7 protein-coding genes are annotated in these 6,501 nt (G+C 63.5%); 5 read left to right on the top strand and 2 right to left on the bottom strand.

What is annotated here, in order from left to right; all coding sequences use genetic code 11:
• The 4 genes from atpG to GWP04_11570 all read left to right on the top strand — a co-directional run.
• Window positions 1-627 (top strand): ATP synthase F1 subunit gamma (atpG, locus tag GWP04_11585; protein ID NIA26194.1); only part of this gene is annotated, 627 nt, incomplete at its 5' end.
• Entirely contained in the window at window positions 624-2,078 is a 1,455-nt protein-coding gene (gene atpD, locus GWP04_11580; GenBank protein NIA26193.1) for a F0F1 ATP synthase subunit beta, read from the top strand. The genes atpG and atpD, both read left to right, overlap by 4 nt.
• Window positions 2,078-2,404 carry a F0F1 ATP synthase subunit epsilon gene (locus GWP04_11575; protein NIA26192.1) on the top strand — a complete coding sequence of 109 codons (327 nt, stop codon included), beginning with the start codon at window positions 2,078-2,080 and terminating at the stop codon, window positions 2,402-2,404. Before atpD ends, GWP04_11575 begins: the two co-directional genes overlap by 1 nt.
• A gap of 174 nt (window positions 2,405-2,578) precedes the next feature.
• Window positions 2,579-3,631 (top strand): extracellular solute-binding protein, encoded by a 1,053-nt coding sequence (locus GWP04_11570; GenBank protein ID NIA26191.1) that lies wholly within the window; start codon window positions 2,579-2,581, stop codon window positions 3,629-3,631.
• 6 nt (window positions 3,632-3,637) lie between these two features.
• On the opposite strand, the gene GWP04_11565 is transcribed toward GWP04_11570, so the two are convergent.
• The gene (locus GWP04_11565; protein ID NIA26190.1) at window positions 3,638-4,096 is read right to left on the bottom strand and encodes a hypothetical protein; all 459 of its coding nucleotides are present in this window, start codon (window positions 4,094-4,096) and stop codon (window positions 3,638-3,640) included.
• Window positions 4,097-4,173: 77 nt separating this feature from the next.
• Window positions 4,174-4,563 (bottom strand): hypothetical protein, encoded by a 390-nt coding sequence (locus GWP04_11560; protein ID NIA26189.1) that lies wholly within the window; start codon window positions 4,561-4,563, stop codon window positions 4,174-4,176.
• Between the two features lie 159 nt (window positions 4,564-4,722).
• Here GWP04_11560 and GWP04_11555 point away from each other — a divergent pair, with 159 nt between their 5' ends.
• Window positions 4,723-6,321 (top strand): ATP-binding cassette domain-containing protein, encoded by a 1,599-nt coding sequence (locus GWP04_11555; GenBank protein ID NIA26188.1) that lies wholly within the window; start codon window positions 4,723-4,725, stop codon window positions 6,319-6,321.
• The last annotated feature ends 180 nt before the right edge of the window (window positions 6,322-6,501 follow it).

Here is a 6,501-nt window from a genome sequence, read left to right as displayed (position 1 = left end):
TCGGATCGCGGGCTCGCCGGCGCGTACAACTCGACGGTCATCAGAATGGCCGAGCGTCGCATCGTCGAACTGCGATCACAAGACGTGCAGATTCGTGTGTACGTCGTCGGCAAGAAGGCGCAGACGTACTTCCGGTTCCGGGGGTATCACGTCGAGGGAGCCTTCTTGGGCGTGACCGATGCCCCCGGGTACGCGGATGCCCGGACCGTTGCGAACGTCATCATGGAGGAGTATGCAAGCGGGGCGGTGGATGCCGTCGAGGTGTTCTATACCCAATATGTGTCCGCGCTCGTGCAGCAGGCGGTCAGTTTCGAGCTGCTGCCGATCGTTCCGCCGGAAGCGGGTGAGGAACCGGTGGCCGCGGTGACCTACAGCTATGAGCCATCGCCGTCGGAGATCCTCGACCGGCTGTTGCCCCGGTACGTGGAGGCTTCGACCTTTGGCGTGTTACTGGATTCGTCTGCGTCGGAGCACGCATCGAGGCAGCGAGCGATGAAAGCGGCAACGGAGAACGCGGAAGACCTGATCAAGGTTCTCAGCCGGATGGCCAACCAGGCCCGTCAGGCCGAGATCACAACAGAGATCTCAGAAATCGTTGGCGGCGCAGAAGCGCTGCGCCACGGATGACAAAGGAAACGAAGGAGCGAGGGATCGTGACAGAGGCGAAGAGTGTTGGACGGATCGTCAAGGTGACAGGTCCCGTCGTCGACGTGGAGTTCCCCAAGGGCGAGCTTCCAGAGATCCTGTTTGCCCTCGAAATCACCTTCGAGATCGACGGCAAGCCCCAGATGATCATTGCCGAGGTGGCACAGCACCTCGGAAACGACAAGGTACGCGCCGTGGCGATGAGAGGCACCGATGGTCTCGTCCGCGGCGCCGAGGTCCGTAACACGGGCGGACCGATCACCGTTCCCGTCGGACCCAAGACCCTCGGGCACATCTTCAACGTGTGGGGTGAGCCCCTCGACGTTCCGGCCGACTCGATCGAGTTCGATGAACGCTGGCCCATCCACCGGCCGCCGCCGAAGTTCGAAGATGTCGAACCGCAGAAGGAGATCTTCGAGACGGGCATCAAGGTCATCGACCTGCTGGAGCCGTACATACGTGGCGGAAAGATCGGCATGTTCGGCGGTGCCGGAACCGGCAAGACCGTCATCATCCAGGAGATGATCAACCGGGTCGCCACTCAGCACGGTGGTGTGTCCACGTTCGCCGGTGTCGGCGAGCGGACCCGTGAAGGCAACGACCTGTTCGTCGAGATGACCGAATCCGGCGTGATCGAGCAGACGGCGCTGGTGTTCGGCCAGATGGACGAACCACCGGGCGTTCGCCTGCGGGTCGGCCTGTCGGCACTGACGATGGCCGAGTACTTCCGCGATGTGATGCGTCAGGATGTGCTGCTGTTCATCGACAACATCTTCCGGTTCACACAGGCTGGATCTGAAGTCTCGACGCTGCTCGGGCGGATGCCGTCGGCGGTGGGGTACCAGCCGACCCTCGCCGATGAGATGGGCTTCCTCCAGGAGCGGATCACGTCGCTGAAGGGCCGGTCGATCACGTCGTTGCAGGCAATCTACGTTCCTGCCGACGACATCACCGACCCCGCGCCGCACACGACGTTCGCCCACCTGGACGCGACGACGGTGCTGTCGAGAGGTCTGGTCGAGTTGGGGATCTATCCGGCGATCGATCCGCTCGACTCGACGAGCCGGATTCTCGATCCGCTGCATGTCAGCCAGGAGCACTACGACGTTGCCCGTCGGGTACAGCAGATCCTGCAGCGCTACAAGGACCTCCAGGACATCATCGCGATTCTCGGCATCGACGAACTGTCCGAGGAGGACAAGCTGATCGTGGGCAGGGCCCGCCGTATCCAGCGGTTCCTGTCACAGCCGTTCTTCGTTGCAGAGCAGTTCACCGGGATCCCGGGCGTCTTCGTGCCTCTGGAGGAGAGTGTTCGTGATTTCAGGATGCTGATCGATGGTGAGCTGGATCACCTGCCCGAGCAGGCGTTCTACATGGTCGGCGGCGTGGAGGAAGTCCAAGCCAAAGCCAAGGAGTTCGAGGCGACCGTCTGATGAGTTTCCACGTCGACATCGTTGCTCCCGAGGCCGTCGTCTGGTCTGGTGACGCCGATTTTCTCGTCGCAAAGACCGTCGAAGGCGAGATTGGTGTGCTCACCGATCACGAGCCGCTGATGGCGGCGCTGGCCACCGGGGTCGTCGTCGTCGAGGCGGGAGATGAGAAGGTGACTGTCGGTATGCACGGCGGCTTCTTGCAGATCGTGGACAACAACGTGACGCTGCTCACCGACAGGGCCAAACTCACCGAAGGCGACGACCGGGGCCGTGCACTCGAGGTCGCAAAGCGACTGCGTGCCGAAGAGGAAGCCGTGGAGGGCTGACCAGTCCGTAGACTTTCCAGCTTCGAGCGCGTTCTGGCTTTCACCGCCGTGGTCGGGCTCGTGCTGGCAGCGTGCTCCACCGACGTTGTCCCGTTGTCGACAGAGGGGCCGCGTCCGACGATCACCCATCCTTCGGTCACGACGACGGTTGAATCTGATCGCCTCGAGGTGTGGGTGGACGACCTGCGGGCGGCGGCTCTCGCTCCGTTCGTTGCAGATTTCGCCGAGCGTGCCGGCGTGGCGGTCGACGTGGTCACGTATCCGTTCGATGAGATCGCGACTGCTGCAGCCACAGGACACGGACCGGATGTCTTCGTGGCATCACATGACCGGCTGGAGCCGCTGCTCGCACGGGGTGCCATCGTACCGATCGACCTGGGAATCGTCGGTCCCGACCTCGATCCCGTGGCGGTACGGTCGGTGACGTTGGGCGGTGAGACGTACGCCATCCCGTATGGGCTCGAGTCGGTCGCATTGTATGTGAATACCGACGCCGTCGGTAAAGGCATCATTCCTGACACGTTCGCATCGCTACGGAGTCTCTGCGCATCGTTCGAGAGGTGCGTCGGTATTCCCGAGGGCCTTTATCACCAGTACGGGTTTCTCTCGAGTTCGGGCGGGTATGTGTTCGGCCCGAGCCCCGGCGGCGGGTGGTCGGTGAACGACATCGGGCTGAGCAAAGGAGTGGAAGGTGCGAGGGCTCTCGGGCGCCTTGTCGCGGATGGGACTGTATTCACCGGGTCGTACGGCGAGGTTGTCGACCGGTTTGTCGCAGGTGAGGCTCCATTCCTCATCACCGGACCGTGGCAGGTGCGGCCGTTCACCGACGTCGGTGTCGACTTCGCCATTCAGCCGTTGCCGACGCTCGACGGAACGACTCTGCGCCCATTCATCGGAGTCCAGGCGTTCTTCGTGAGTGCCGCCGCGCCGTCTGATCTCGCGGAGTCGTTCGTTCGCGAGGTCCTGGCCAGGCCAGAGGTGTTGACGGCTGTGGCGTCTGTCGACAATCGTGTTCCGGCCTATCTGCCGGCCCGCCCGGGCCTTGAAGGGTACGCTGCAGGATTCGTTGCGAGTGCCGGCGATGGCGACCTGATCCCAGGGGTCGCGGAGATGGCGGCCGTGTGGAACCCTCTTGATGCGGCGCTCGACGCGATCTTCTCCGGGCTCGATCCCTCGGGCGCTCTTACGAGCGCTGAAGAAGCTGTGATACGGGCTACGGCACCTTGAATCGGTTCACGTCGGCGCTTGGCCGGCAGCCTCCATGCGTGAGGCGATCTCTTCGATCTGACCAGGGAACCCGGAACCGACCGCCGCGGCGATGATAGGGAAGATCAGGGCCGAGAGTATGCCCCTGGCCTGCATCTTCAGTGATGCCGTCATGTCGATGCCACCCGGGTTGCTTGGTGCCAGTTCGACGGTGATCGTGCCGATCACCTCGGACGTATCGATCGTCACCGCCATCAGGACCGGTGCCTCGGCGTCGTGGGTCGTGGCGGTGCCCTCGTAGGCCTTGCCGGCAGCTCTTACGGTGAACCGGTAGGAGCGCAGAACACCGTCGGGCGAGTGCTGCGCGTCGTAGACCCGTTCAACGCCCGCGATCGTGCCCCAGGTCTCCGGTTGCTGGAGTACCTGCCACGCCGACTCGGGTGTCGCATCGACGGAGACACTGTGGGTGAACCGATCGGGAGCCATCCGGAGCAGGCTAGCAACACTCTCGTCTCTGGTGGCCCGACCACGTGCGGCCGGTATTGACGAGAACGCATGTCAGGTCAGTGGCCCGGTTCGTGGGCCAGGTCCGGGTGGTGCTCGAGCGTTCCGCCGATGTAGGCCGAGACGATGTCGTCAACGAGGCGCTCGGTGGTGAGGATCAGGTCCATCCCAGAGGCCTCGGCCGTTTGAACCATCGGGATCCCCATGCCTCCCGCGATGAGGACGTCGCAGTCGCTGATCGGCGAGAGCAGCGCTTTGTGCCGCTGATGGTGATGGTTGTGGCCGGGGGTGTCGTGTGCGATGTCGGGGCGTCGCTGTTCGGAGTCCGTCGTGCGGATCTCACGGGTGATTCCCCGGCCGTCTTCGATCGTCACGACGACGTACTGGCGGGTTCTTCCGAAATGGCGCTGGATCGTGACACCGTTGTTGGAGGCGATGGCGAGCTTCATGACCAGAGATGGTATCCCTGTTTCGCGTCAATGCCGGCGTCGCTATCCGACGCCAGCATTGACAGGAATCGGGCTTCTGTTTTCTGGTCAATGGAAGCGTCGCTATTCGACGCCGGCATTGACAGGAAAGGGTTGGAGGTCCGGTAGCCTGCTGGATTCATGCTCATCGTGAGAGACCTCCACATCGAAGTCGGCGACCGCACTCTGCTGCGCGACGCCTCCTTCACGCTGCACCCGGGCGACAAGGTCGGGCTCGTCGGTCGCAACGGGGCCGGCAAGACGACGTTGCTTCGAACCCTCGTCGGGTACGAGGCTCCCAAGGGTGGGTCGGTGCAGCGCTTCGGCAACCTCGGTTACTTCTCGCAGGAGGCCTCCCTTCCCGACCTCGAACGTTCCGACATGACCGCTCTCGAGCGGGTGCTCGCTGCCAGGGGTATCGGTGTCCTCCTGCGCCGGATCGAGGAGGCTCGCCGCAAGGTCGAGCGTCTCGATGGAGAGCGTCGAGACCGTGCCATTCGCAACTTCGCGCGCCTCCAAGACCAGTTCGACGCCGCAGGGGGTTACGTCGTCGAAGCCGAGGCGAAACAGACCGCTGCCGCCGTTGGGATCGGCAACGACGAACTCGACCAACAGGTCGTGACAATGTCCGGTGGGCAGCGACGGAGGGTTGAACTCGCCCGCATTCTGTTCGCCGAGACCGACGTCATGCTTCTGGACGAGCCGACCAACCACCTCGACCTCGATGCGAAGGCCTGGCTGATGGACTACCTCGCCTTCTACCGGGGTGCGCTCATGGTCGTCAGTCACGATCTGCCACTGCTCGACGAGGCGATCACATCGGTGCTCTCGCTCGAAGTCGGGATACTGGAACCGTACCGGGGCAACTACTCGAACTTCCTCATCGAGCACGAACGGCGCCGAGCTCAACGGATCAAGGAACGCAAGCAGCAGGAACGCAAGATCACCAGGCTGGAGGAGAATATCCGCCGGTTCAAGGGCTCCACCGAGAAGATGGCGAAAGTCGCGAAGTCGATGGAGACCCGGGTCGACCGGATCAAACGGGACCTCGTCGAGATACGGGCCAAAGGCAAGAACGTGGCGGTCAGTTTTCCCCAGCCCATCCCGTCTGGTCGAACCCCGCTCACCGGATCGGGCCTGACCAAGGCATATGGCGACAACCTGGTCTTTGTCGACATCGATGTCGACACGAACCGGGCAGAGCGGCTATTGATCATGGGCCTCAACGGCGCCGGCAAGACGACCTTGCTGCGTATCCTCGCCGGCGTAGAACAACCGGACCTGGGGGAGGTGATGCTCGGGTATCGGGCCAATCTCGGCTACTACGCCCAGGAGCACGAACAGATCGAGGCGGGCGTGACCGTTCTCAACCACCTGCGCAAGGTCTCCAACCAGCCCGACAAGGAGCTGCGCACCATGCTCGGCCATTTCCTCCTGGCAGACAAGGTCGATCAGGACGCCGGCACCCTGTCCGGAGGGGAGAAGACGAAGCTTGCGTTGGCGCAGCTCGTCATGGCCCAACCGAACGTGCTGCTGCTCGACGAGCCGACGAACAACCTCGACCCGCAGGCCAAGGACGCGTTGCTGGCCGCGCTGCAGCGCTACGAAGGGACGATCATCCTGGTGAGCCACGACACCAACTTCGTGGCCCGCCTGGAACCCGACCGGGTGATGCTCATGCCCGACGGTGACACCGCGTTCTTCGACGAATCGATGCTGGAGCTGGTGGCGCTGGCGTAGCAGCTCGTTTCCTCCCCCAGCGAGGGCTTTGGCGAGTGTTCGGGGACGTGGCCCGCCAGGGCCGGAGGGGGTACGCGCGACCTGGAGGAGGCCCCCCTTTCCGGCTTTGCCGGCCCCCCTTTCCGGCTTTGCCGGCCCCCCTTTCCGGCTTTGCCGGCCCCCCTTTCCGGCTTTGCCGGC

This window comes from Gammaproteobacteria bacterium, from assembly GCA_011682695.1.
In the GTDB taxonomy this organism is placed as follows: domain Bacteria; phylum Actinomycetota; class Acidimicrobiia; order Spongiisociales; family UBA4744; genus BMS3Bbin01.
This window is presented reverse-complemented; position numbering and strand designations above follow the sequence as displayed.

Excerpts from the sequence above, each read along its gene's own strand:
- GWP04_11565 (NIA26190.1), bottom strand. The coding sequence starts at position 4,096 with ATGGCTCCCGATCGGTTCACCCACAGTGTCTCCGTCGATGCGACACCC.
- GWP04_11560 (NIA26189.1), bottom strand. The coding sequence starts at position 4,563 with ATGAAGCTCGCCATCGCCTCCAACAACGGTGTCACGATCCAGCGCCAT.
- GWP04_11575 (NIA26192.1), top strand. The coding sequence starts at position 2,078 with ATGAGTTTCCACGTCGACATCGTTGCTCCCGAGGCCGTCGTCTGGTCT.
- GWP04_11555 (NIA26188.1), top strand. The coding sequence starts at position 4,723 with ATGCTCATCGTGAGAGACCTCCACATCGAAGTCGGCGACCGCACTCTG.
- atpD (NIA26193.1), top strand. The coding sequence starts at position 624 with ATGACAAAGGAAACGAAGGAGCGAGGGATCGTGACAGAGGCGAAGAGT.